This is a genomic window from Cognatilysobacter bugurensis, from assembly GCF_014652095.1.
Lineage (GTDB): Bacteria > Pseudomonadota > Gammaproteobacteria > Xanthomonadales > Xanthomonadaceae > Cognatilysobacter > Cognatilysobacter bugurensis.
On the sequence record NZ_BMYD01000003.1, the window covers coordinates 401369 to 425479 of the forward strand.

The following is a 24111-nucleotide window of genomic DNA, read 5'->3' on the forward strand; positions in this document are numbered from 1 at the left end:
CATGGGGGTGCATGTCTAAGCGTCCCGCGGCGAGCGCGCTCCAATAAAGAGCAAAGCGCGAAGCCCAACAAGCGGCGCTTGGCCGTCACCGTCCGCGAAGCGAAGGCCCGCCGAACTGAACGCCCAACCTAGCTCATCGATAGACCCGTCACTTTTGCATTGCTATTCCTGCGCCCTTCGATTGAAGGAGAGCACAGATGGCAGTCAACCTGATCGGCATTTTTGATGATCGCACTGTTGCGGAAAACGCAGTGCAGCAGATCCGAGCGCTCGGTATTGAACAGGAACGTATTCGCGCGCATCACCACGGTTCTGGCCTGGACGCGTCGTCCAGCGGCCGCTCCGACGAGCATCACGGTTTCTTTTCGAAGCTGTTCGGTGGCGGCGACCACGATAACGACGCGCACGAACTGAGCGGACACTATGCCGAGGCGGTGCGACGCGGGTCGAGCGTCGTGACGGTGCATCTTGACCACGAGGACAAAGCGGCTGAAGTCGAACGCATCCTCGAGAATGCCGGGTCAGTGGACCTGGACGAGCGAGTTCAGGCGTGGCGCTCCTCCGGCTACGACGGTTACAAGGCTGGCGCGCGCGACTTCACGCCGGATGAGATCGCCAAGGACCGAGAGACGCTCAAGGTATTGCAGGAAGAGCTGCGCGTCGGCAAGCGCCAAGTTCAGGCGGGCGGTGTGCGTGTTCGGCGCCATATCGTCGAGACCCCGGTGAGCGAGCAGATCACGCTTCGTGACGAAAAGGCCGTAATCGAGCGCCGCCCGGTCGATCGCATTGCGACGGCGGCGGACCTGCAGGGCTTCGACGCAGGCGACAAGACCATCGAGGTCCGCGAGACGCACGAGGAAGCCGTGATCGACAAGCAGGCCCGTGTTGTTGAAGAAATCAGCATTGGCAAAAAGGCCGTCGAGCATACGGAGACGATCAACGACACGATCCGCAGAACTGACGTGGACGTCGAGCAACTCGATGCCGCGAATGCCGAGCGACTGCGGGGCAAGCCCGGCGATGGGCCCCGCCCGGGCGTGCGCTGACCGCTACGCCTGCTGCAAGCTCAGCAGGTAACGCGCAACGAAATACAACCCCGCCCCGTGGCGGGGTTTTTCGTGCCCAGCTGATTGGGCCGAGCGATGCACTTACAGCCAGCCGAACTCGCGGCGCCGCTGTAGAAGCGGTGAGCGATATGACTCGGGGCTGACGGCCCTTGCTCGAGGTGCCCTCGGCCGCTATCGGCGAAAAGCAAACATATGCAGCCCGCGAGACGCATGACCCAGACAGCACTGGGAAGCGATGCTCGCTGGACGGAATGCAAATCCGCTGCATAGCGAATCAGTCACCCACCTGCCGGTCAGGCCTGCCGGGGCGGCCGGTGATGCCGCCTCGGATCTCAGCAAGCGATCCCGCAATGCACTGGGCAAATCGTCGGCTGCAGGCACGGGGTGCTCAGGTCGTTCCGGCGCGCACGACTGATGCACGAGCCATGCGCCCTGAGACTTCGAGCGTTCGTGCTTTCTGGTTTAGCGTCGAAATACGTAGGCAGCGCACTGATCCGCGCGCGGTCGCCGCATTCGCGATGTCACTGCCACACGAGTCCGATGCTGCCGACCAGCGGCTTCGCGCCCGCTGCCGGACTGCCGCCGGGCGCCACCGTGAGCTCCAGCGGCGCATCGGGGCGCATGGCACCGTTCCTCGCGAGCTGCTGCAGCACCGGCGTTACATCGAAGCTGTAGAAGTTCTCGCCGAGCGCTTCGTCGAGCTTCGGAGTGCCATGGTCGTGGAACTCGGCGTCGAAGAAGTTGATCGTGCCGACGTGCAGCGCGCGAGCCGGGCCGCTGCCGCGTGGCGTGAGGTACAGGTGGTACAGCACTTCCGGCTGCGCCCAGGTGTGCAGGTCTTTGACCACGAGGTAGGTGCGGCGTCGGCCCGACGGATCGAGTGCAGTGAGCGGCTTGCCCTGGCCGAGTTTGAGCTGCGTCCGGACCGGGCGTGCGCCCAGCTCCACCGACGCCGCCGACGCGATGCGCTCCGGCACGCGCGTCGCCGGTCCCGACGCTGCGCTGCGCGCGCTGAAGGTCGACATCGTGCCGTCCTCGTGGCCGTTCGACGCCACCAGGCGGTCGTAGCCGTAGCCGAGCACACCGCAGTCGAAGAAATCACGCAGCTTGCCCAACACGCGCTGGCCGACCCGGTCGACGAAGACGAAGGAGCGGTCCTGCCAGGTGCCCGAACTCGGGTTCAGGCCGCCGTTGCGGTTCCAGCTCGCCCATAGGCGGTCGACGTTGGCGTGGTGCACCCAGAACAGTGGGTCCTGCGCCGCATACGAGATCTTGCCCATGTTCGAGGTGGTGCCGGTCAGCACGTGGATCTGGCCGTGAATGCCCGAATCGATCGCCCGGCAGAAACCCTGCACTTCCCCGACGGTGCTGTAATTGGCGGCCGCCATCGCAGCACTGATGTCCATCGAGTCGGTCGGCTGCGCCTGGTGGATCGGCTTGCCGGTGTTCGCGAGGCTGGTGCGGTTGGATCGATAAAGCGAGCCGAAGACCGGATCGGTGGCCATGCGGAACTGCGCCGGCACAACGCCGCGCTTGGCCGGGTCGTGCGAGGTGTAGTTCCAGTACGGCAGGGTGAAATCGGGGCGGCCGGTGAGGTCGCGCACGATCTGTTCCATGTACCAGACGTAGATGCGGTGCCAGGGCAGGAAGTTGTTCGCGTTCTGGCCCGCGTGCGACTGGCAGGTGTTCCACATCTCGTCGGCCAGTGCGCGCATCGGGCTGGCGGTGTCGCCGAAGACGCGCGTGAGCTCATTCGTTTTCGTCGTATTGCCGGCGACGAAGTGCGTGTACCACTGCCAGGTCCAGCTGCGCGGGTCGGCCTCGCTGCGCGCCTTCATCAGCTTCACTGCCTCCGCGAACACCTTGAGCATCTCCTGCCCCTCGGGCGTGGCGATGTCGTAGCGAATGTGGTGGGTGCTCGCATAGGCATTGCTGGCCAGCCACAGGCCGAACGGAACGGTGGCTAGACCGCGGACGAAGTTGCGGCGGGACGGTGACTGCATGGCGGTGGTCTCGGGTGTCGGGCGTTGGGCATCCAGCCACGCGGTCGCCGCCAGAGCTCCATGGCGGTCACTCATAAGACGGATCGAACACCGCGATCAGGTCAGTGCGCTTACCGAAATTCCCACGCGGGTAGCCAAGCCTTACAAGAGGCCATTTGGCCGCCCCGGCTGACTGGGCACTGCACAACGGCTGCGACGCGGTAGGCCCGCGACAGCGCCCCCACCACCCGCAGGCGGGCAGGGTCGGGCGCCCGAACCTGGCGCCGGAATCAGCCGCCCGCCGTCGAACGTCCTAGCACTCAATGCTGCGGTGGAAGCCGCGCGGGCGGGTGAGCAGGGCCGCGGATTCGCGGTGGTTGCCAGCGACGTGCGAGCGCTCGCGCGCATTCCTCGGCGGCGGCATCGGAGGACCTCAAGCAACTCATTGCGGCGTCCTCGCTCAAGGTCGGCGACGGCACGGCGCTCGTGACGCAGGCGGGCGAAACCATGACGGGCATCGTCAAGAGCGTACGGCGCATCGCCGGAATCATGTCCGACATCGCCGCGGCCTCGGCCGAACAAAGCGCGGGCATCGAGCAGATCAACCAGGCAGTGACCCACATGGATGAGGGCACACAACAGAACGCCGCATTGGTGGACGAGGCGACCGCCTCAGTGCGTGCGTTGGAGCAGCAGGCCGAGCAACTGGTTCGGCCCGCCGCCGTTTTCAAGCTGGCAAACGGCGCGGCCGGTCAGCGGCAGCGGCGCCGATCGCTGCCAAGCACCCCACCCGATTGCCGCTTCACCCGCCGCGGACGGCCTCCGGCAAGCTCGGCGCGCACGCGGCGCGTCCTGGCACCCGTCGCCCTCAGCCGTCTGCGGGCGTGATCTGCAATGCAACGGGCGGTGACCTCAGCCAGCCGGTCCGACGAGGCGGAGCACGGAGCGCTGCGCGGGTCGATGAATGCACGGCGCGTTTTTCGGCCGGGCGCACATCGGGCGCACACCCTGCGAACGCCGCATAACGCGCCCTGGGGACCGCCGCCAGCGATCGTATTGAGGTCAGCCCTTCGCCTGCGCCACGTGGCTCAGGGTGACCAGGCCGACCCCGCCCACGAGGTTGCCGAGGATGTCGACGCCTACGATCTCTGCGATCCGCATGGTGTCGACCGTCGCCCCTGCCAGCACGCCCACGACGAGGTGCAACGCAGTGACCACGACATGGTCGAACGGGCCGGACGCAAGCAGGAAGCCCACGATCCACGCCATGACGATGCGGGCGAACACGCTGTCGGCGCCAAGCAGGGCGTAGGACAGCGACGCCACCAGCGCGCCGCCGATGACCGCCGAAACGAACGCGGCCAGGTGCCCGCGCCCGGCGATATCTTCGGCAATGCGTGCGAGCGATTCGCGCGCGCCGTGCGGCAGTACGCCTTCGACGGTGATCAGCCAGGCGAGAATGGCCCCGCCCAGCGCGTTGAACACGAACGTCAGCGCCCACAGGCGTGCGACGCCGCCAGCGAGTCCCGCGTGGCCGTCGTCGAACACGGACGCGAGCGGGTCGAAGAAGTTCTCGCTGAACAACTCGGCCCGCTGCACCACCAGCAGGACTACGCCCAATGCAAACGCGGCAGCGCCCGCAAGTTGCGCGAGCTCGCGTCCTGCGGGCAGGAACGCCGAATGGGCGACGCCCATCGCGGCGATGCCGAACACGGTGGTGAACCCCGCGATAAAGCCCGTCGCCGTCAGCTCCAGCAGTGATTGGCCAATCCGGCGGCGGCCCTCGCGCGATGCGCGCTTGAAGATCTCGCCCGGTGTCGGTGCGACGCTCATCTCCACCTCTGCAAATAAGCACAGGTTCTTCGAAAGCCGCTCAACGGCCGGTGACAACCGCCGGTGTCCCTCGGCGAATGGACTGAGGCAGTCGGAATCGACCGGGAACGACGCGAACGTGCAATCGGCAATCAAGTGGGCCGATCGGGGCACTGCGCCCGCGCGCGAGCTGCCTGCTGCCCGTGGTGGTGGGGCCCCTTAGGCCGCGATTCCAGACACGCCGCTTTACATCGAAGACCGACGCCGCTCGACCCGCCACCGCTTGAGCCCGAACACGAGCAACGTCATCAACGCAACGATGGCGACTTCGACGACCAATCGCAGTGCGCCCTGTGCGGCGAGGTCCAACCGGCCGCTCGCGAAGCCGATGCCGATGAGGGTGGCTGCCGGAATCAGCGCGAGCGCGATCATCACGCCCGCCGTCAGCGTCGAGCGCATTTTCGACAGCAGGATCCCGCCCGACACGGCCGCCGCGGTGCTGGTGAGCAGCGAGGCGGCTGTCAGGCCGGTCCAGTAGTCCAGCAGCGTGGTGCCAGCAAAGTACGTGCTCTTGGGGGACTCCGGGGTGTGGCCCAGTGCCGCGACGAGCCACGTGCCGATCGTGGCGCCGAGGATCAGCGCGAGGTATGCCCTGAACGTGTCGCGCACGCCCCGGCGCCACGCCGTGCAGCCGCTGACCGCGCCCATCGAGATGCGTGCGATCGGCGCGAAGCCTGGCGCGATCACCATCGCGCCCACCACGACGTGGAGGCTGTTGGTCAGGATGCCCGCGGCGGCGATCAATCCCGCGATCGCCATGTTCGCCATCGAGCTGAAGTTCATCCCGCTTTCTTTGTTGAGCATGCTCTCCAGCTCTTCCCAGCTGGCGCGGCTGTAATCGCTGGAGATCGGGACGCTCTCGGGAACCGAGATGATGCTGTCGGGCCGGCTGGTGCTGACCGACGACGCATCGCTGGACGTCAGCTCGAGGCGGTCGAGCAGTTCCATCAGCAGCGGCAGCGAGCGGTCGGTGATCGTGACCGCGACGACATCGCCCGGCGGCTTCACCGAAACGCCCGACTGCACGCGGATGCCGATCACCTCGTCGAGCACGCGCACGTTTTCGAGCAACTTCGCGGTGCGGCCGCTTGGCAGGCTGATCTCGACGGTACGTGGCATGCGATTCCTCCTACGGGCCCTGATTGGGCCTTGATCGGAGTGAACCCTCTGTGGTCCTGAAGGCGCTGCGCGCTGAACGGTTGCAGCGCCGGAACGAGGGGCGTCGAAGCGCGCCGTTCCTGGCCCGAGCGCACAGGTTTGGCAATGCCGAAGCGAGAGCGACCCGGGTCGCGCAGTTGAAGTTTGAAAGGCCGGGCTGGACGGGCGCGGCACGCGCTCTTAACCGGTGACGCGGGATAACGGGCACGCTCACAACAACCGAGAATCTCGATGTCCGAGCTCAACACCGAAGAGCGCGACAACCTGCAAGACCGGAAATTCGCCTTTCCGAAGCAGCGCAAGGAGCCCATCGAGGACGCCGGGCACGTGCGCAGCGCGATCGGGCGATTCAACCAGGTCAAGGGCGTGACGGACGGTGAGCGCGACGAGGCATGGCAGCGCATCAAGGAGGCGGCCGCGCGCTTCGACGTCGATGTGAGCGTGGACGACTGGCGGGACCTCGGAGACGACTGATCTGCGTGGCCCGCTGCGTTCGCAAGGTCGCCGGGAGCGCGACTCGCCACGCGGCAATCGCCTGCCAGGCTCGAGCATGCGCTCGATCTGCCTTGTGATCGCGCGCATCACGGGCCAACCCCGATCGCTTCTTGGAGTCAGCTGCGTGCAGTCAACGGATGTCGGGCTCGCTGGGCAAGCTCTTTCAATCCGGCCCGCGCCGGTCGAGCCGCCTTCCTGCAGTCGGGCGCGGCGTTCGCCTCAAGCGGTGTCGACTGCCGTGTGGAGGCGGGGCACGCAGGACGGCGCGGCAGGGCAAACGCGGCCGGCTGCTGCGCGGATTCGCGGAGGCAATACCTTGCAACGCCCGGTATCGCGGCGCTGGTAGCGCTCGCTTCAATGGTTCCACCTCCCGCAGGCCGCCCGCACGGCGCGCCTTCGGTCATGGGCTCGGACCGATTGGCGCGCCGTCGCTCCAGTCGAGCCCCGGCCTGGCGCTGATGCCGGATACGTGCCCCAGCACGGCCGACGCATCACAATAGCCGGCCGCTCGGCCACCGCACCCGGCTGAACGCGAGGCGGCCGCGCAGTGGCGAGATCGCCGCTCCATCGATGTCGGCCCGAGAGCAGCTCACGCATGAAGCGCACCCCGTTCCTGTTTTCCGCGGATACCCCGATGGCGGCGCGATGCCGCGACTATCCGTGGGCGACGTCTGCGCTCGGCGAGCCGAACGCATGGGACTCGGCGCTGAAGACCCTTGTGCCGATCATCCTCGCATCGAACCAGCCCATGTTCGTCGCTTGGGGCGAGTCCCGGACGCTGATCTACAACGATGCATACGCCGACGTGTTGGGAAACAAGCACTCCGATGCGCTGGGTCGGGACTTCCTGGAGGTGTGGCACGAAATCCGGGGTGACCTTCTGCCGATCGTGCAGGACGCGTACGCCGGCACGCCGGTCCAGATGGATCACATCGAACTGTGGATGGAGCGGCGCGGCTACCGCGAGGAAACCCACTTCTCGTTCTTCTACACCCCCGTTCGCGACGAGCGAGGCGAGATCGGCGGCTTTTTCTGCGCGTGCAACGAGATCACCGCGCAAATCCTTGCCGAGCGTGGGCTTGCGCAGAGCGAAGCGCATCACCGCGGTGTGCTCGAGAACATGGACGAAGGCTTCAGCCTGTTCGATCGGGACTTCACGATTCTCGAAGTCAATCCGGCGGCCCTTCATATCGTCGGGCTGACCCGGGAACAGATGGTCGGCCGGAACCATTGGGAGCTGTTCCCGGGCACATACGAGGGCGTGGTCGGCGCGTTGTATCGCCGGGTTATCGCTGAGCAGCGGCCCCGCTCTGCCGAGCACCTCTATCAGTTTTCCGACGGGCGCGAGGTCTGGTTCGAGGTGCGCGCCTTTCCCGTTGGGGACGGCCTCGCGTCGCTGTTTCGCGACATCACGCAGGCCAAGCGGCTCAAGCAGGAGGCGGATGCCTCTCTGGAACGGATGCAGCTCGCTCTCGAAGCGGGCGCGATTCTCGGCACTTGGGTGTGGGACATCCAGAACGACCTCGTCGTCGGCGACGAGCAGTTCGCCCTGAGCTTCGGGCTCGATGCGACGGTGCTGAAAAAAGGCGCTCCGCTTGCATACGCGTTTGGATCGATCCACGCGGACGACCAAGAAGCCGTCCGGCGCGCAGTCGAAGTCGCGATCGAACGACGCGGGCGCTACCGCTGCCAGTATCGGGTCGTACGCGGGGGCGAGTACCGCTGGGTCGAGGCGAGCGGCCGTGTCGAGTCGGACGAGGCGGGCGTGCCGGTCCGCTTCCCCGGGGTCATGTTGGACATCGAGGACCGACGACGCGCCGAGGCCGAGCGCGATACCGCCACGTCACTGCTGACCACCTTCATCGAGGCGGTCCCGGGTGCGGTGTACGCAAAGGATCTCGAGGGCCGGTACATGATCGTGAACCGGGGCACGGCTGACGTGCTCGGCGGTCCGCCCGGTCAGGTCATCGGGCGGACCGACGTGGAACTGCTGGCCGACCCCCGCGAAGCCGCCGTGCTGATGCAGCGCGATCGACAGGTCATGGAGTCCGGCGTCGTTCGCCAGGCTGAAGAAGCCGTGTGCTTGGCGGACGGCACGCCCGCCACCTGGTGGTCGACAAAAGCCCCGCTGCGAAACGCGGACGGGAACGTCATCGGCCTGGTCGGCACCAGCGTCGATATCACCGCGCGCAAGGCGACGGAGGATGCGCTCCGGCTGTCGGAGCAGCGCAGCGCGCTGGCGATCGAAGTCGCGCAACTCGGCACCTGGCGCTGGGACGCGTCGACCGGCCTCGTGACGGCCGATACCCGCTGCCGCGAGACCTGCGGTCTCGATCCCAGGCAAGAGGCGTTCGAGCTCTCAGACCTGCAGCAACGCATTCACCCGGAGGATTGGCCCTCGCTGCAGGCCGCCCTGGTTGGAGCGATCAACCCCGAAGGACCGGGCCGCTATTCCGAAGAGTTCCGCTGGGTGCATGCGGACGGCCGCGTGGTCTGGACCAATTCGCTCGGCACCGCGATTTTCGAAGGTGACGAGGACGGCCGGCGCGTCGTCGCGATGATCGGCTCGGTGACCGACGTCACCGAGCGCAAGCAGGCCGAGGAAGGGCTGCGCCGGCTGCTCGCGCGCCAGGCGTTCCAGCTCGACCTCTCGGAGCGCCTGCGTCAGCTGCGAACGTCCGACACCATCATCGACGGCGTAGGCGAGCTGCTCGGCCGCCATCTCGGTGCGATTCGCGTCCTCTACGCGGAAGTGAACGACCGCGCCGGGACGATCTTCATGCGCCGGGACTGGACCGCCCCGGGCACCGCCAGCGTGGCAGGCCACACCAAGACGATGGACGACTTCGGACCGGCCATGATCGCCGAGCTCCGCGCCGGGCTCGTGGTGGCCAACCACGACGTCGCGCAGGACCCGCGTACGGCGGACAGCACGGTGGCCTACCAGGCGATCGGCACGCGAGCGGACCTGTTGGTGCCGGTCGTCCTGGCGGGCGAGTTCAGAGTCATCCTCGGCGTGCACAGCGACAGGCCCCGGCGGTGGTCGGATGAAGAAATCGAAATCGTCCAGGACGTGGCGGAGCGGACATGGCTGGCGGTCGAGGCCGGGCGGGCCGAAGCCGAGCTGCGCGCCGAGCGCGACCTGAGCCGCGCGATCTTCGACAGCATGGAAGAGGGCTTTGCGATCTTCGGTGCCGACTGGACGATCATCGACGTCAATGACATTGGCGCAAGGATCGCGCGACGCACGCGCTCCGAGATGATCGGGCACAACCATTGGGAGGCATTGCCCGAGACCGTGGGCACCCCGCTGGCTTCGATGTACCGGCGCGTCATGGCAACGGGCGCATACGAAACGTTCGAATACCTCCACGAACTGCCTGAAGAAGACCCGCATTGGGTCGAGATCCGCGCGTACCGGATCTCGAGCGGGGGGCTCGTGGTGTTCTTCCGCGATATCACCGATCGCAAGCGGATCGAGCAGGAGCTCAACGACGCGGTCCGCCGCCGGGACGAGTTCCTCGCGATGCTCGCGCACGAACTGCGCAACCCGCTCGCGCCGATCCGCGCCGCGGCTGACGTGCTTTCAATGCAGTCGATCGACGAGGCGCGCATCCGCAAGACGAGCGCGATCATTTCGCGCCAGGTCAAGCACATGACCAGCCTCGTCGACGACCTGCTCGACGTATCACGCGTGACCCGCGGCCTGGCGGTGCTCGAGAAAGAAGCGGTGAACCTCAAGTGGGCTGCGTCGACCGCGGTCGAACAGGTTCGCCCGCTGATCGAGGCGCGGCGTCATCACCTGACGGTGCAACTGCCGCCCGGCAATGCCGACGTGTCGGGCGATCCGAAGCGTCTGGTGCAGGTGTTGACCAACCTGCTCAACAACGCCGCGAAGTACACCCCGGAAGGCGGCCACATCGCGCTCACGATCGAGGTCGAAGACGAGCGCGTCCGAGTGATCGTGTCCGACGACGGCATCGGCATGTCGCCCGACATGACCCGCCGCGCGTTTGCGCTGTTCTCCCAAGCCGAACAGACCTCCGATCGCAGCCAGGGTGGGCTCGGCATCGGGCTGGCGCTGGTCAAGAGCCTCGTGGAATTGCACGGCGGCTCGGTGTCGGCCACCAGCGCAGGCCCCGGCCTGGGCAGCCAGTTCACCGTGTGCCTGCCGAGGCCGACCACCGGGCCGGCCCGCACCCATGACACGGACGACGGCGTTCCGCACGGTGCGTCCGACAAGCTGCGAGTGTTGATCGTCGATGACAACCAGGACGCCGCGAGCATGCTCGAGATGTTTCTCGAGGTGTCGGGCCACACGGGCATGACCGAGCATGGATCGCGCCAGGGGCTGGAGCGTGCGCTGGCGGAGCGGCCCGACGTGTGCCTGCTCGACATCGGGCTTCCGGACATGGACGGCAACGAACTCGCGCGCCGGCTGCGAGCCCGTCCTGAGATGCAGCACACCGTACTGATTGCGGTGACGGGATACGGTCAGGACTCTGATCGCAAGAGCACGGCAGCGGCCGGCTTCGACCACCATCTGGTCAAACCCATTGATCCGGTCGTGCTGAGCCGGCTTTTGGCCTCGGTGAGGCCTCGATAGCAGGAATCGTAGGGTCCGCTTCGACCCGAAGCGGACGCGGCAGAGCTCGATTCCACGCCGGGCGTCAGAACGCGAGCTTGTTCGATCCCTCGCCGGCCGCGCTGATCGCGAACGTGAGAGTCAGACAGTACCGTGGGAACGCCCGAGCGAGCCCGGTGTGGAAAGCGACCGCAGGCTCCGCCATACCAGCGCGAGCCCGATCGCCACGAACGGCAGGCTCAGGTACTGACCGACACTCAGTGCGAAACTGCTTTCATAGGCAGCCTGCGGAACCTTGAAGAACTCCAGGGCGATCCGAGCCAGGAAGATCAGCGTGAGAAGGAGGCCGGTGAGCAGGCCCGTCGGTGCCACGCCCCGATGGCGATACACGCCGGTAAGCGCGCATGCGATTGCAAGATACGCGGCGGCCTCATAGAGCTGGAGACGTCGGGACGCCCACGATCTCGGAGTTGATGAAGTTCGCGATGCGGATCATCGCCGCACCAATCGCGGCAGGGATGGCGACGCAGTCCGCGACCCAGAGCAGGGAAATCGACGGCCGCGCACGACGGCCCGCAAATGCCAGCCCGATCACCAATCCCGCGACACCGCCGTGACTGGCCAGGCCGCCTTCCCAGGTCTTGAGGATGTCGACCGGGTTCGCGAGGTAAAACGCCGGGTCGTAGAACAGCACATGGGCCAATCGGGCACCGACGATGGCGCCCACGAGCGAGTGGAGCAGCAGACGCTCGGCGTGCCCGGCGGCGATGCCTTGCCCTCTGAATATCCGGCTCAGCACTGCCTGTCCGAGCAGGAACGCGCCCACGAACAGAATGCCGTACCAGCTCACCGACCAGGGCCCGAGACGAAGCAGCACAGGATCGACCGCCCAGTGAATCACCATGAATTTCCGCCACGCACAGGACGTGCTTTATCGAAGTCTAGTCCGGCGCGTCGGGGCAATGCGCCATCCGACGTCACCGATGACGTGGAGCGGTGCTGGTGAGACGCCGACGTTCTTCCGCCATAAGGGCGAGGCCGACATTCGTCCTGGATTTTGGCACTGGATGCAATGTCACTTCTCGTCGCGACGCATCGTGCTCGGTGTCGCCAACACGTCGATCGCGTTCAACCACGTCTCGACAAGAGAAGGCCATGCTGCAATCGGCAACTCCTGATGCCTCAGGCCAAATGCGTGCTTGCCCTGCGCGAACACATGCACCTCGGCGCGGGCGCCGGCATTCGCAAGCGCGTTGGCGTAGACGGTGGTGTTGCAGATCTTGTTGACCGGGTCGTCCCAGGCCGCGAGAAGAAACGTGGGCGGCGTGTTCTCGGTGAGCTTCAAGCTCGGATCAAGCACCCCGCCCGAGCGGCACAGATGCCCCGGGTACAGGGCAATCGCAAAGTCCGGCACGCTGCTCTGGCTGTCCGCCGCGTCGACTGGGCGATATGCGGCCTCGGAAATCGTGCTCGTCTGCGCCACCAGATACGCGCCCGCCGACATGCCCAGCACCCCGATTTTCGACGGGTCTACGTTGAACCGAGCGGCGTTCGCCCGGACGAGCTTGATCGCCCTTTGTGCGTCCTGGAGTGCAAACGGCACTGCCGGCGTGATGTGGCGTTTCTGCTCTCGATCCCAGTAGTGGTTGCTCTTTGGGACGCGGTACTTGAGCAATACGCAGGTGATGCCCTGGCTCGTGATCCAGTCGCATATTTCCGTGCCTTCAAGATCGATCGCGAGCAGCCGGAAGCCACCACCGGGGAACACGACTATTGCCGCGTCGGTGCGTCGATCAACAGGGCTAAAGACGGTCATCGTCGGGACCGTGACCTCGGAGATGCCGGTGTAGTGAAAGCCCGGCACCTTGTTCACCTGAAACATCACTTCCGCCGGCTGAGCCCCAGCGGGCATGTCCGGGGAGGCGCCAGGCCAGAGACGAAGTTGCTTCAGCCCCGCTGGCGGGCTCCACATGTTTGCAGTGTTCGCATGCGGCGCTACATCGCTCGGTTCAACTGCTTGGGCCGTACACACGGTCATTGCCAGGGCCGCGATCAAAAGCGTTCTATGCACACAGGGGTCTCGTCTCGAGGGTGTTTGCTGATGGCCGCATCCACGCCGGACCGTCGGCCCGTGAAAATGCGCACGCAGATGGTGACACGCCGACCCGCGGCTTTCCGCGCCGCCGCGACCGCTGTCTTTGGTTATGACTCGGGCGCAAAACGGCGTTGGATGATCAGAAAGATCGTCCACCTGTGTATCAACCTGCTGTTGATCACGATCGGCGCCGCGCTGTCGCGTCGCGTGTTCGCGGCGCTCGGCGCTTGGCGCGTTCGGCGTGTTCGGCTCTCTGATCCACCTGTCCCAAAACCGTATTCGAGGACAGCAGGTGATTCCCGCTTGCGCTGACCGCGATCGGCCTGCGCCTCACTGCGGCCGGTCTGTACTGCCACCACAGCGAGAAGGCAACCGGCGAGGCCCCGCAGGGCATGCTGCCGTGGCACGTGCGCAAGCTCGTGGGAATCGGGTGGCGCGGCTGACCCGCGATCGATCGACAGTGAACGAAAGCGGGCTCGTCAGCGGCTGAACAACTTAGCTTGCTAACTCGACGGTTAACTCAGCAGTGGCCGTCGGTGCTGAACAGCGCAAGCGCCGCGGTTTTGTCACCTGCGGCGTGCACCGACAGGACTAAGTTCTTTGTATGGGAAGCGTGTCGCACAGTGAGGTCGTAGCCGAACAGGCCAGCCGCTTCATGGTCGCGTTCGCGAAGGCCCAGAGCCTCGAAGCAGTGCTCTCGTGTGCCCCCACGCCGGAGCCCGAGCGCTACAGCACGCTTGGGCTGCTGTGGGGCGTGACTTTGGCCCATGCGCGCGCGTTGCGCTGCGGCGAAACCGTCGCGCTGGAAGCCGCGGCCGCCATCTTGTCGAGGGTTCCGGGCGGACAGGCGTTGCTGGGCTGGATCCGCGAGCACCGCAATGCCGAAGAGTTCCAGGCCTGGGCCGAGCTGGGCGAAATGGCGGTCCACAGCGCCGCCGAAGTGAACGACCCCATGCCCGCGCTTCTTGAGCTCGCGCACGAGTACCGCGAGACGACCCACGACCGGGCGTTTCCACACTCGGGCGCCATGCCGATGCCGGGCGTCGGGTTGCTCGAGGAGCGGGCGAGGCGCGCGCCGCCCATGAGCGCCGGCTCGGGGTGGCACGCACAGCGCTGAATGCGAGTTCGGCGCGCGAGCTTGCGGTGCTCGGCGCGCGCTTGGTGCACGAGCCCAGGCCGACGGGACGTCGAGGCTGGCCCTTGGGCAAAGCGCGCATGTGTTCTGTCGAAGCAGCGGTCCGACAGGTTGGAGAAGCCGCACGGCCGGCCGCCATCGCGGTGCCAGGATCAGCCCGATCTACGCGTTCTTTGAGGCGCTCGCGGATCGACACCGTGCCGCGCCGCCCGGTCGACCGCGGTCCGGGTACGACGGCGTAAGCGACGCCACGCCGGGCGTGCGCAGATGCTCCGGCGCCTCCGGTTTGCGCGCGGTATCGCTAGATCAAGAGCGTGCGCTCGATCGTCTGTCGAGACACCCGACAGAGCGCATCGTTGGAAATGGCGGGAATCAGCGCGCGGGTCAGCGGCTGCATCGCAGCCAAGCTTGAGTGGTATTTCGCATCGCGCGGTTTCAACCGCCCGGTCGCGCCTGAGCGGACGCTCGCACGCGTTGTCATTCCGATAGGCCGCGTTCTCTATACGGCCGCATGCATGGCAACTGCACGCAGGACCGGCTCCACATCCGGTGGTTGGGCCATGGCGGGACTGCCGGTAGAAAGCACAGCGATCAGTTCGGGGCTCAAAGATGCATCCGGAACAGAGCCCTCGCCAATGCGCTGCAGCGCACCGATTTCCAAGAGCTGATCTGAGACGTCCGTATCGAACGGAAGCAGGACGAGCGCACCGCCCTCAGTCGCGAATACCTTGATTTCCATGATGCCGCCCAAGCGCACGTCACCGCCCGATGGATGGGCACGACGCGGGAGGGCGGACGGTAGCAACGACGTGCTGAACAAATGCACTGCCAAAGGCGCATCGCGGTTGCTAAGCTTCGCTCACGGTTGAGCTTACTTTTCGCATAGGCTGCGTTACCTCATGCACTACTATGCGTTCGTCACACGCGATGCCGATAAGCGCTACCGCGCGGAGTTGCCGGACTTTCCGGACTGCCTCGCCCAGGCGCACTCGCTTGCCGCGTTACCGCCCGCCATCGTGGCGACGGTGAGACGCCACGCGGACGCCCAGCGCCATTGGACGCTGCCCTTCGCGACTCCGTTCGGCGCGCTGCCGCGCATGGCCGATGCGTTGGACGGTTTCTGGATCAGCGTCGACCTCTCGTCATGCATGGCGATCTCTGCATGCGTGTCGATCACGGTCGAGGCGACCGAAACCTGCTGACCTTCCGGCGCCGTCGTGCCAGCGCAAGCGGCGAGCAACCTGCCGCAAATGTGCGGCGTGGCTAATGCCGCACTTAACTGCCGGTAAAGGGCTGCATGCCGCTTTTGTTGCGGTCTACGTGATTCCGGGTGACGACGCCCACTCACGACTCGATGACCGCCCATGACTCCGTTCGAAGTAAAAGCCGTTGCTACCGTGCTCGTTGCGATCATTGCGCTTATGTGGACATTGGCCGCATTTGAAATGGGGTGGGGTCGGCGCCCGGAGCGCAGGCGCTAAGCCGCTCGCGCTGCCCGTGTCGACCGCAGCCGCGCCGCCTCAGCCTCGGCGCGCTGCGGAGTCCCTAAGGACCCACCCGAAACGCTTCACGCCGAAGTAGAGCGGTCGCTGCAAGCCCGATCGACCGGCCCGCCGCCCGGCCGAGTTCGGCGGAGTCGGTGCTGCCAGTCTCGAGCATTGCCGGCAGCGCCGTGACTGCCCCGAGTCCCACAAAGAAAACGCCGAAAAACCACGCCGCTTTTCCGAGCAGCGGGGACCGTGCTCAACGACTCCAGCCTCCGTATCAGACCTGATCAGATCGCGTACCGCGAGAGCAGCGGTCCGGTAGAAGCGGCGGTTGCTAACGGACACTATGAGCTTGCACGGGTCGGTGTTATCCGGCGAAGACAAGACGTGGCTCGCCACTGGGCATTTCAAACTATCGCCCGGTCTGAACGAGCTGTCGTGTGCGGGTGGCGCGGGTGGCGCGGGTGAGCTTTTCAAATGGCACCGCTTCGAGCAGGTGCCGAACCAGATCGCTCAGGCCGGCTGCGGTGCAACTGCGGGCCCCGATCGGGTTGCGTCGAGCGCGTTTGACAGTCGGGCCGACAGGTCGCGCTGCACGAGGTCTGCGAGATCGCGCAGCCGCATGATCGTGTCGCCGCTGAGCATCCGAGGTTTGCGATCAATGACTAGCAGTGCGCCCGCGCCCAGATCGCCCTGAAGGAACAGCGGGCAGCCTGCGTAAAACCGGATGCCGGGGGCATTGACGACGAGCGGGTTGTCGGCGAATCGCTCGTCCTGCGTGGCATCCGGCACGTAGAACGCGCCCTTTTGCAGAATCGTGTGCGCGCAGAACGAGAAGCGCCGCGGCGTCCCTTCCACCTCCAGCCCGTCCATTGCCTTGAACCATTGCCGGTCCTGATCGATGAGCGATATCGCGGCGATCGGCGCGTCGCACAGGCTGCGGGCGATGCGCACGTACGGCTGCAATGCCTCGATGAGGCCCGGGCCGAGCAGGCCGGTTGCCTTCACGGCTTCGAGGCGCTGGGATTCGTTCGTTGGCAGCGCTGGATTCAGCATGTCGTCTCCGATGGCGGTATACACGCTCGCGGACGCGACCGCTCTGCACTCGGTAACGACGCTCCAGCGGCGGGCTAAAGACGCCGCTCGCCATGCAAATGCGACGAGGGCCGCAAATCGGCGCGCTCATCGGCATGCGGGCTGAGAAAAGATCTCAGCCGCGGCATGTGACCTTGTCCTCTCGCTGGCAAACCATCAGGTCCGCGGGCGACCCGGTGCACATCCGTCCGCGCTCATGGCCAGCATCCGCGATCCATTGGCCAGCGGACTAATGCTTGAGCTTTGATGGCGGATCCCACTCCGCCAGGGGCGAAACCGCGCCGCACGCTGCCAGCACCTGTGCGCCGGGCATGGGCATGAACTCACGGGCCTGAGTGACTTCGCCGCACCTGCTTTCACGATACGTTGCGGCCAAGTCGAGCAGCGCGGGCATCGGGTCATTGACCTCGGCAGAGCGCTCCACTGCCATTTCACCGAGTTCCGCCCACGCCTGGAATTGCTCGTCCGCGAGGTGGGCAACCAAGGTGCGCAAGGCATCGCTCCCGTTGCGCATGCCCGCCAACATCTTCTTGGCGGCCTCGAAGGCGATCCCCTCGTCGGATCGATGCGCCCTGGCATGTGCACGGACGACGCCCCAGAGCAGGCCGAGGGTGCTCAGTTTTTCGGTCGCGGGGGTGGGGGCGTCTGCGAGCGCCGCCTCGAGGCTTTGCGCCTTGGCGAACCCGAGCATGAAGCGGCTCGCATCCTCGGCGATTACGGACGGGGGCGATGAACTGACCATGGGATAGAGGCTAGACATCCATGTGAGAAGGGCGTGGTTGAATCAGATGGGCATTTCACCCATAAGCGGCCGTTCGAACCGCTGAGTTAATGGAATGGCAAGTTTCAGCCGGTGTCGAGGCAACGCACCCCTGACCGCTCGCCGGCCGCCGTTTCGTGAACGACGAGGCCTAAACTGGAACGCTCGGCATTGAACCTCAGGACCGCAAGGCGCCCATGACCGGCTGTGACGTGCTCAAAACCGGACTCAACCGCATTGCCGCGAGCCTCGAGGCGCGCCGGTCTGCGGTGCTGGAGCTGTGGCGGGACGCCGTGACGGCAGACCCCACGCTCGACTCGACGTCCGAGTGGTCGATCCGACAGTTCGATGACCACTTCCCCGATGTGCTCGATGCCCTCATCCGTTCACTGCGCGACTGGCCGGATCCGTCCACGGCCGCCGGGAGTGACGAGCAGGCGCTCGCCGTCTTGCACGCCCGTGCGCGTTGGCTGCAGGGGTACTCGCTGCGAGGCGTGGTGCGCGAATGGGGCCACTTCAATGCGGTCGTGGTCGACCAGATGCAGTCGTGCCCGCTCGAAGACGGCGCGCCACAGCGCGAGATCCATCGCGCCGCGAGCGCGGTGTGGGCGCAGCTGCTGAACGAGCAGCAGACCCTCAGCGCGCTCGAGTACCACAACCTCGAGCGTGCCGAGGCGCAGACGCGAGCCACGGAGCTCACTCGGGTGCTCGAGCAGATTCGTGGCTTCACGAGTGGGCGCGGACGGCTGCTTGAAGGCATCGTTGCGACCATGCGCAACGATCTGCAGCTCGTCATGACGAGCACGGCGCTCAGCACCGACGCGATGGCGTGGGACCAGGCCTATGAGTTGCGCAAGCTGTCCGAGGACGGCCTGCGTGGGCTGGAGCAGGCCCTGAAGTCGATGGTGACGCTGGCCGAGCTGGAGGCTGGGCAGGAAGTCCGCGAAGTGACGAGCTTCGATGCAGGCTCCGCGCTCGAACTGCTTTGCGAAGGGTTGCGGCACGTGGTCGCACAGGAAGGCGCTGAGCTGACGTGGCGCGGGCCTGAAAGCTTCGTGGTCGAGGGCGATCCCGAACGCGTGCGGCGCCTCACGCGGCACCTGGTGCTGTGCGCGTTGCAGACACCCGGAGACGGGGGCATTGCGGTGCGCTGGTCGTTCGACCCGGCCTCGAGCCCGAGGTGGCAGGTCGAGGTCGAGCGGGCACTCGTTCCTGCGCCCGAAACATCAGTGCCTGCCGTGGGTCTCGCCTTGGCGGTATCGACGGAAGCTGCGCAGGAGATAGAGGGGCGTGCTTCGGCGGGGCGGCAGCACGCCCTCCAGAACGGTGAGATCGCGGCCGCCGAAGACGACGGCATCGACCTGCTGATCGCCAAGCAGCTGTGCTCGATCCTCAGCGCCAGCCTGGAGCTCGAGGCGCAGGGAGAGCGGGTCCGCTACCGCGCCACGCTGCCGCTGGCGTATTCCACACCTGCTGCGCACAGCTGAGGTGCAGCGTGCCCCCGCGGCGCGCTCGGAGACTGCAGTTCACACTTGGCAGCCGCTCCTGCCGACCCTGCTTCCACGATCGATGTGCGTGCGGCGGTAAAGCGCGGTCAGAACCGCGCAGGGCACGAGCGGCGCCGATCAGGCCCCGCTGAGAGTCGCTCCCGAAGAAAACCGGCTCGGGAGACTATGAGGCCGCCCAGCGGCTCGGCGACCTTGACGGTCAATTCGCGCCGACGGGCATACTCGTTGGATGACGACGCGTCCTGACTTCGAAGCGCTGTTTGCCGCCTCGCCGTATCCGTATCTTTTGATCGCCACCGACTGCGTCATCATCGGCGCGAATCCCGCCTACCTTCGGGCGACCGGTGCTTCCGCCGACGACATCGTCGGCAAGCATATTTTCGAGGCGTTTCCCCCTAATCCGGCGGATCCAGCCTCGACCAACATCACCGCGGTTCGCGACTCGATCCAGGCGTGCATCGCGACAGGCAAGGCGCACACCAGCCCGCTGCTGCGCTACGCGGTGCCGCGCGAAGGCTCCAATGGCGTCGCGTTCGACCATAAGTACTGGAGCGTGGTCCATACGCCGGTGATGGATGCCGAGGGCAATGTCGCCTTCGTTGCACAGAACCCCATCGATGTAACGGAGCTCTACCGAGCCGATCAGGCCGCGGGCCAGGGCGCTCTGGCCGACGCCGCCCACTTGTCATTCAGTGAAGCCAAAGTCAGCCGGCCGCAGCTCCACGAGGCGATGGCGCGGATCGTGGACGCCGAACGCGAAAGGTTTCAGGCGCTGTTCGATCAAGCGCCGAGCTTCATCGCTGTGCTGAAGGGGCCCGACCACGTGTTCGAGCGCGCCAACCAGGCGTACGCGCAGCTGGTCGGCCACCGTGACCTGATCGGCAAGCCGGTCCGCAAGGCGATGCCGGAGCTGGAAGGGCAGGGGTTCTTCGAACTGCTGGACCGGGTGTACCGCACGGGTGAGCCCTACGTGGGTCGGGGCGTCCACGTCAGGCTGGAACGCGACCCTGAAAGTGGGCTGGAAGATCGTTTCTTCGACTTCGTGTATCAGCCGACTCGCGACCACGAAGGACACGTATCGGGCATTTTCGCGGAAGGAACTGACGTAACGGACACCGTCAACGCACTCGAAGCACTGCGCGAAAGCGAGCAGAGGCTTTTGCAGCTGGCGAACAACATTCCCGTGCTGGCGTGGATGGCGAATCCCGACGGCGACGTCTACTGGTACAACGACCGCTGGTATGAGTTCACCGGCACCACCGAGGCGGAGATGCGCGGTTGGGGGTGGCAGCCTGTCATCCACCCCGATGACCTCGAGCCTACGGTCACAGCGTGGACGGCTGCGCTGGCCTGTGGCACGCCGTATGAAGTGACCGTGCGCATCCGCGCCAACGACGGCCAGTACCGGGCGTTCTACGTGCTGGCGTCGCCCTTGCGCGATTCCGCAGGCGACATCGTCCGTTGGTTCGGCACCAACACCGACATCACCGAGGCCCAGCAGGCCCACGAGCAGTTGCGGGCCGCCGACCGGCGCAAGGACGAGTTTCTCGCGATGCTGGCCCACGAACTTCGCAACCCACTCGCGCCGATTCGTGCGGCCGCTGATGTGCTGTCGATGGGGTCGACGGACCTGGGCACCGTCAGGAAAGCCAGCGCCGTCATCTCGCGGCAGGTGCGGCACATGACGAGCCTCGTCGACGATCTGCTCGATGTGTCACGTGTCACGCGCGGTCTCGTCGTCCTCGAGAAGACCGAGGTGAACATCAAGCGCGTCGTCGCGGACGCGGTCGAGCAGGTTCGGCCACTCGTCGAAGCCCGGCGTCATCATTTGAACGTGCATCTCGCGCCTCAGAACGCGCACGTGCGGGGCGACCACAAGCGTCTGGTGCAGGTGCTCGCCAACCTGCTCGGCAACGCGGCCAAGTTCACGCCTGAGGGCGGTCACGTCGCGGTCTTGATGGAGGTGGAGGACGAGCAGGTGTCGTTGACGGTCGTGGATGACGGCATTGGCATGCCGGACGACGTGACGGAGCACGCGTTCGAGCTGTTTGCGCAGGCGGAGCGAACGGCCGACCGCACCCAGGGCGGGCTGGGCATCGGCCTGGCCCTCGTCAAGAGCCTGGTCGAACTTCACGGCGGGAGCGTCCGCGCCTGCAGCGAGGGCCTCGGCCGAGGCAGCCGGTTCACGGTGTGCCTGCCGCGGCTCGAACGGCTTTCAAGCGCTGAGCGCAACGGGGGTGCCGACCATGAACGTGCGGATGGTCGTCCCCTGCGGATACTGATCGTGGACGACAACGAGGACGCGGCCGGCATGTTGGCGCTGCTTGTCGAAGCATGGGGCCATACGGCCATAACCGAGTACAGCTCGAGGCAGGCACTGGCGCGGGCGACGGTGGAGCGGCCCGATGTGTGCTTGCTCGACATCGGCCTGCCGGACATGGACGGCAACGAATTGGCGCGAGCGCTGCGGCGCAATGCCGCCACCGCCAAGGCCACGCTGGTGGCCGTCACAGGCTATGGCCAGGAAACGGACCGGAAAAACACGAGCGAGGCGGGGTTTGACCACCATCTGGTGAAGCCGGTCGATCCCGTGGCGCTTGGCGCCGTGCTGCGAAGCGTCGAATCGAGCTAGGGCGTCATCGACCATGCAGGCTGCCGCGGCCAAAGTCGGCGGCCGGTAATGCAAGACGACGCTCGGTTGTTTTGACCGGTCAGCTCGCGCGCGTGCATGAACCGAGCGCTGAGCAACAAGATGCGCTGGAACTGGGATGGCCCGCGAGACTCAACGGCTGCATGCCCGCCAGCAGGTCCGGTCTCAACGCGGTTACGCGTGCAGTGCAATTACGGGTGCAAGCCGCCGCCCGGTGCGTTCGACCTGCGGCGCTCGACCGCATGTGCTTTTGCGCTCGCCGAGACCGTGCCTCCGTCCAGCGGTCTGGGCTGGATGCGCCGGTCAATTCGTCTTCGGGTCGCGAGCAGCCGTTCCTCGAGCCAAGCGTCGTGCTCCGGGGCAGACAATGCGCGGGCGCGGCCCGCCAGTTCCTCAAAGACCGCCAGGACCTGTAGGCGATCGCAGCCGGGCACCAATTCGGTGGTTGCCCAGAAGTCGAGGTTTTGCACACACACCAGCAGTTCGAACGGAAGTGCCTTGCTCATGACGGTCGTGCTCCGGCGCTGCAATAAAAAAGGTCCCGTGATGAACACGGGACCTTTTGGGCACATCGTCGGAACGCATGAAAAACGTATCAATCTTGCAACCGACACACGCGCAGAATGGCGTGTCGCTTGTTAGGGCTGAATCGATGAGCTTGACCGACGATGGATACGGGGCTTGTGGGCTTCGGGTTCGGTAGTGGCAGCGTTGCTGCTCGCAATGTCCTGATGCTGGGCATCCGGCGCAAAAAAGCCCCGAGGGAATCCCCGGGGCCTGATTAAGCGGACTTCACTGGAGCAGATTGACTCATCTGCGCCAGGCGCCCTAAGCGTTCAGAAAAAATGCCTCAGGTTGCGGCGACGCGAAGCGAGCACCCGTGACCCGGGATTGCTTCGACGCTTCGGTTTGGGTGCGTGTCGCTCGCTGCCTTTTGCTCGGCGCGTCAGAACGTGCTCAGCGCAATCGGCGTAAACGCCGGCAGTGCCAGCTTTCGAAGTTCGCGCGAGGCCCCGCTCCGGCTCCGGCTGGAACTCGGAGCGAGTTCGCCGCGGCTCGCACCTGCTGGATCCTGGCAGGGGCTACGACCGGCTCATTCCTCCGGCGGAATGCGCAGGACCTGGCCCGGATAGATCTTGTCGGGATCCTCGAGCATCGGCTTGTTGGCCTCGAAGATCTGCGGGTACTTGCTCGCCTCTCCGTACATCTCCTTGGCGATCTTCGACAACGTGTCGCCGGACTTCACGGTGTACGTGCGGGAGCTCCACTGCTCACCCGTATCGGCGCTTGCAGAGGTGGCCGCAACTGGGGCGGCAGGCGCCGCAGCGGCAGGTTTCGGGGCCTGGCCGGTGGGGGCGGCAGCCGCTGTTCCGGTCGCGGCGGCGGGCTTTGCCGCCTGCGGCGCGACGCGGAGCCGGTCATCGACGCTGCCGATGCCCTCGATGTTGCCCGCGATGAGGACCGCCTTCTCACGGGTTGCGGTGTCCTTCGCGACCCCGGTCAGCGTCGCCTTGTCGCCATCGACTTCGACGCTGATCCCGGTGATTCCGTAGCGGGCAAGGTGTTTTTCGATGGCGGTTTCCCGCCGTGCTTCTCCGGGCTTGAAGATCTTTTCGCCGGCGCCCTTCACGAAATCGATGATGCTCATGGGAATCCCTGTCTGATCGGGCGGTCAACCTCGCAGACGACTCGTGACCTCCTCATCAAGAGGCGCGGGCAACGCAGTGGTCGCGCAGATGAGGGTCGCCCGTCTGCCGGGTCGACGAGCGCGTCGCGGTCGGCGGCGCTCAAAGACCTCCTCGACGCAAGAGGCTGCGTCGCGCGGCGCTTCGTTATCGAACGTCTGGCCCTCTTGCGGCAGGAGGTCGCCAAGACGCGGTCAAACGCCGTCGCGACGGGACGGCGAACGGCCCGCGGGGCGCAACCCCGGTGAGTCGATCGAGTCGTCGGGCAGATGCGAACCGGTTTCATTTGACCCCTGCGCCCGGCGACCGGATCATGGCGGCGTTCTTGCTCCACGCGTATCGCGCCGGCCCGTACGGGGCCGATGCAATACGCGTCCAGCCCGCGACGGAAGGCGCCTGTCTATGCCGTAGATCGGCGGCCGGGCATGAGCTGGAGGGCCAAGTTCGGCCCACGCGGCACGGACGGCCCTGGGCGGGGCGCCCCACGCGTCCGAAGTGCTTCATCCGGCTTGCCGACCCGGCATGACGGGTGCCAAG

19 protein-coding genes and 1 pseudogene are annotated in these 24111 nt (G+C 66.0%); 9 read left to right on the forward strand and 11 right to left on the reverse strand.

What is annotated here, in order from left to right; translation table 11 throughout:
- Positions 1-197 precede the first annotated feature (197 nt).
- A complete protein-coding gene (locus tag IE075_RS11325) occupies positions 198-1046 on the forward strand; it encodes a YsnF/AvaK domain-containing protein (protein ID WP_189456586.1) in 849 nt (282 codons plus the stop codon).
- A gap of 542 nt (positions 1047-1588) precedes the next feature.
- On the opposite strand, the gene IE075_RS11330 is transcribed toward IE075_RS11325, so the two are convergent.
- Positions 1589-3070 carry a tyrosinase family protein gene (locus IE075_RS11330; RefSeq protein WP_189456588.1) on the reverse strand — a complete coding sequence of 494 codons (1482 nt, stop codon included), beginning with the start codon at positions 3068-3070 and terminating at the stop codon, positions 1589-1591.
- Positions 3071-3353: 283 nt separating this feature from the next.
- On the opposite strand from IE075_RS11330, the pseudogene IE075_RS11340 reads away from it, so the two are divergent.
- Positions 3354-3937, forward strand: a pseudogene (locus IE075_RS11340) (methyl-accepting chemotaxis protein); the annotation flags it as partial.
- A 174-nt stretch (positions 3938-4111) separates the two neighbouring features.
- On the opposite strand, the gene IE075_RS11345 reads toward IE075_RS11340, so the two are convergent.
- Both IE075_RS11345 and IE075_RS11350 read right to left on the reverse strand, forming a co-directional pair.
- On the reverse strand, positions 4112-4882 hold the full coding sequence (locus tag IE075_RS11345; protein ID WP_189456590.1) for a formate/nitrite transporter family protein: 771 nt from the start codon (positions 4880-4882) through the stop codon (positions 4112-4114).
- Between the two features lie 225 nt (positions 4883-5107).
- Positions 5108-6040: a DUF389 domain-containing protein gene (locus tag IE075_RS11350; protein WP_189456592.1), complete on the reverse strand. Its 933-nt coding sequence runs from the start codon at positions 6038-6040 to the stop codon at positions 5108-5110.
- 270 nt (positions 6041-6310) lie between these two features.
- Between IE075_RS11350 and IE075_RS11355 the strand changes: the two genes are divergently transcribed.
- Both IE075_RS11355 and IE075_RS11360 read left to right on the forward strand, forming a co-directional pair.
- Entirely contained in the window at positions 6311-6553 is a 243-nt protein-coding gene (locus IE075_RS11355; protein ID WP_189456594.1) for a DUF6582 domain-containing protein, read from the forward strand.
- A gap of 616 nt (positions 6554-7169) precedes the next feature.
- Positions 7170-11180, forward strand: coding sequence for a PAS domain-containing protein (locus tag IE075_RS11360; RefSeq protein ID WP_189456595.1), 4011 nt, complete (start codon positions 7170-7172; stop codon positions 11178-11180).
- Between the two features lie 120 nt (positions 11181-11300).
- On the opposite strand, the gene IE075_RS15795 is transcribed toward IE075_RS11360, so the two are convergent.
- From IE075_RS15795 to IE075_RS11370, 3 genes are all read right to left on the reverse strand, one after another.
- Entirely contained in the window at positions 11301-11549 is a 249-nt protein-coding gene (locus IE075_RS15795; protein WP_268244932.1) for a prolipoprotein diacylglyceryl transferase family protein, read from the reverse strand.
- A 40-nt stretch (positions 11550-11589) separates the two neighbouring features.
- Positions 11590-12063 (reverse strand): prolipoprotein diacylglyceryl transferase, encoded by a 474-nt coding sequence (locus tag IE075_RS15800; RefSeq protein ID WP_268244933.1) that lies wholly within the window; start codon positions 12061-12063, stop codon positions 11590-11592.
- A gap of 171 nt (positions 12064-12234) precedes the next feature.
- Positions 12235-13131: an alpha/beta hydrolase gene (locus tag IE075_RS11370; RefSeq protein WP_229792474.1), complete on the reverse strand. Its 897-nt coding sequence runs from the start codon at positions 13129-13131 to the stop codon at positions 12235-12237.
- 129 nt (positions 13132-13260) lie between these two features.
- Between IE075_RS11370 and IE075_RS11375 the strand changes: the two genes are divergently transcribed.
- The gene (locus IE075_RS11375) at positions 13261-13566 is read left to right on the forward strand and encodes a hypothetical protein (protein ID WP_189456597.1); all 306 of its coding nucleotides are present in this window, start codon (positions 13261-13263) and stop codon (positions 13564-13566) included.
- A gap of 343 nt (positions 13567-13909) precedes the next feature.
- Entirely contained in the window at positions 13910-14371 is a 462-nt protein-coding gene (locus tag IE075_RS11380; RefSeq protein ID WP_189456599.1) for a hypothetical protein, read from the forward strand.
- A gap of 517 nt (positions 14372-14888) precedes the next feature.
- On the opposite strand, the gene IE075_RS11385 is transcribed toward IE075_RS11380, so the two are convergent.
- Positions 14889-15128 (reverse strand): hypothetical protein, encoded by a 240-nt coding sequence (locus IE075_RS11385; RefSeq protein ID WP_189456600.1) that lies wholly within the window; start codon positions 15126-15128, stop codon positions 14889-14891.
- A 160-nt stretch (positions 15129-15288) separates the two neighbouring features.
- Here IE075_RS11385 and IE075_RS11390 point away from each other — a divergent pair, with 160 nt between their 5' ends.
- Complete coding sequence (locus IE075_RS11390) at positions 15289-15591, forward strand: type II toxin-antitoxin system HicB family antitoxin (protein ID WP_189456603.1); 303 nt, start codon at positions 15289-15291, stop codon at positions 15589-15591.
- A gap of 798 nt (positions 15592-16389) precedes the next feature.
- Here IE075_RS11390 and IE075_RS11395 read toward each other — a convergent pair.
- Positions 16390-16932 (reverse strand): GAF domain-containing protein, encoded by a 543-nt coding sequence (locus IE075_RS11395; protein ID WP_189456606.1) that lies wholly within the window; start codon positions 16930-16932, stop codon positions 16390-16392.
- A gap of 268 nt (positions 16933-17200) precedes the next feature.
- Positions 17201-17662, reverse strand: coding sequence for a hypothetical protein (locus IE075_RS11400; protein WP_229792475.1), 462 nt, complete (start codon positions 17660-17662; stop codon positions 17201-17203).
- A 266-nt stretch (positions 17663-17928) separates the two neighbouring features.
- On the opposite strand from IE075_RS11400, the gene IE075_RS11405 reads away from it, so the two are divergent.
- Together IE075_RS11405 and IE075_RS11410 are read left to right on the forward strand one after the other, a co-directional pair.
- The gene (locus tag IE075_RS11405; RefSeq protein ID WP_189456609.1) at positions 17929-19218 is read left to right on the forward strand and encodes an RsbRD N-terminal domain-containing protein; all 1290 of its coding nucleotides are present in this window, start codon (positions 17929-17931) and stop codon (positions 19216-19218) included.
- A 250-nt stretch (positions 19219-19468) separates the two neighbouring features.
- A complete protein-coding gene (locus IE075_RS11410) occupies positions 19469-21871 on the forward strand; it encodes a PAS domain-containing hybrid sensor histidine kinase/response regulator (RefSeq protein ID WP_189456611.1) in 2403 nt (800 codons plus the stop codon).
- A gap of 209 nt (positions 21872-22080) precedes the next feature.
- Here the strand turns inward: IE075_RS11410 and IE075_RS11415 are convergent, their stop codons facing one another.
- A complete protein-coding gene (locus IE075_RS11415) occupies positions 22081-22395 on the reverse strand; it encodes a hypothetical protein (protein WP_189456613.1) in 315 nt (104 codons plus the stop codon).
- A gap of 587 nt (positions 22396-22982) precedes the next feature.
- The gene (locus IE075_RS15880) at positions 22983-23537 is read right to left on the reverse strand and encodes a LysM and BON domain-containing protein (RefSeq protein ID WP_189456615.1); all 555 of its coding nucleotides are present in this window, start codon (positions 23535-23537) and stop codon (positions 22983-22985) included.
- Positions 23538-24111 lie beyond the last annotated feature (574 nt).

Excerpts from the sequence above, each read along its gene's own strand:
- IE075_RS11325 (WP_189456586.1), top strand. The coding sequence starts at position 198 with ATGGCAGTCAACCTGATCGGCATTTTTGATGATCGCACTGTTGCGGAA.
- IE075_RS11330 (WP_189456588.1), bottom strand. The coding sequence starts at position 3,070 with ATGCAGTCACCGTCCCGCCGCAACTTCGTCCGCGGTCTAGCCACCGTT.
- IE075_RS11345 (WP_189456590.1), bottom strand. The coding sequence starts at position 4,882 with ATGAGCGTCGCACCGACACCGGGCGAGATCTTCAAGCGCGCATCGCGC.
- IE075_RS11350 (WP_189456592.1), bottom strand. The coding sequence starts at position 6,040 with ATGCCACGTACCGTCGAGATCAGCCTGCCAAGCGGCCGCACCGCGAAG.
- IE075_RS11355 (WP_189456594.1), top strand. The coding sequence starts at position 6,311 with ATGTCCGAGCTCAACACCGAAGAGCGCGACAACCTGCAAGACCGGAAA.
- IE075_RS11360 (WP_189456595.1), top strand. The coding sequence starts at position 7,170 with ATGAAGCGCACCCCGTTCCTGTTTTCCGCGGATACCCCGATGGCGGCG.
- IE075_RS15800 (WP_268244933.1), bottom strand. The coding sequence starts at position 12,063 with ATGGTGATTCACTGGGCGGTCGATCCTGTGCTGCTTCGTCTCGGGCCC.
- IE075_RS11370 (WP_229792474.1), bottom strand. The coding sequence starts at position 13,131 with ATGTGGAGCCCGCCAGCGGGGCTGAAGCAACTTCGTCTCTGGCCTGGC.
- IE075_RS11375 (WP_189456597.1), top strand. The coding sequence starts at position 13,261 with ATGGCCGCATCCACGCCGGACCGTCGGCCCGTGAAAATGCGCACGCAG.
- IE075_RS11380 (WP_189456599.1), top strand. The coding sequence starts at position 13,910 with ATGGTCGCGTTCGCGAAGGCCCAGAGCCTCGAAGCAGTGCTCTCGTGT.
- IE075_RS11385 (WP_189456600.1), bottom strand. The coding sequence starts at position 15,128 with ATGGAAATCAAGGTATTCGCGACTGAGGGCGGTGCGCTCGTCCTGCTT.
- IE075_RS11390 (WP_189456603.1), top strand. The coding sequence starts at position 15,289 with ATGCACTACTATGCGTTCGTCACACGCGATGCCGATAAGCGCTACCGC.
- IE075_RS11395 (WP_189456606.1), bottom strand. The coding sequence starts at position 16,932 with ATGCTGAATCCAGCGCTGCCAACGAACGAATCCCAGCGCCTCGAAGCC.
- IE075_RS11400 (WP_229792475.1), bottom strand. The coding sequence starts at position 17,662 with ATGCTCGGGTTCGCCAAGGCGCAAAGCCTCGAGGCGGCGCTCGCAGAC.
- IE075_RS11405 (WP_189456609.1), top strand. The coding sequence starts at position 17,929 with ATGACCGGCTGTGACGTGCTCAAAACCGGACTCAACCGCATTGCCGCG.
- IE075_RS11410 (WP_189456611.1), top strand. The coding sequence starts at position 19,469 with ATGACGACGCGTCCTGACTTCGAAGCGCTGTTTGCCGCCTCGCCGTAT.
- IE075_RS11415 (WP_189456613.1), bottom strand. The coding sequence starts at position 22,395 with ATGAGCAAGGCACTTCCGTTCGAACTGCTGGTGTGTGTGCAAAACCTC.
- IE075_RS15880 (WP_189456615.1), bottom strand. The coding sequence starts at position 23,537 with ATGAGCATCATCGATTTCGTGAAGGGCGCCGGCGAAAAGATCTTCAAG.